We start from the raw sequence: 357 nt of genomic DNA, 5'->3' as shown, positions 1-357 counted from the left end.
GAAGCAATGGAACGCTGCTGCTTTGGCTGACCAAGTACGTTTGCCTGAGGATCAAGCGGAGGCCGAACCGTTTACCTTGGCTGACACGGATACCGTGGTCTTCCAGCTTACGGAAGAAGAGACAGGAACACTATTGAAGCAAGCACACCGCGCGTACAACACGGAAGTGAACGATTTGCTGCTGACTGCACTAGGCATGATGCTGTACACGTGGACCGGTCATGAACGTAGCCTGATCAACCTAGAGGGACACGGACGGGAGAACATTTTGCCGGATACGGACATTTCTCGTACGGTAGGCTGGTTTACGAGTCCATATCCGGTGCTGCTGGATATCGGTCGTGGTCATGCTTTGTC

1 protein-coding gene is annotated in these 357 nt (G+C 53.2%); it reads left to right on the top strand.

Annotated elements, in window-relative coordinates; translation table 11 throughout:
* A partial coding sequence (locus HFE01_RS26550; RefSeq protein ID WP_167442917.1) for a condensation domain-containing protein occupies positions 1-357 on the top strand: 357 nt, incomplete at both ends.

The sequence above is a fragment of the Paenibacillus sp. EKM10P genome (assembly GCF_011800655.1).
In the GTDB taxonomy this organism is placed as follows: Bacteria; Bacillota; Bacilli; order Paenibacillales; family Paenibacillaceae; genus Paenibacillus; species Paenibacillus polymyxa.
This window is presented reverse-complemented; position numbering and strand designations above follow the sequence as displayed.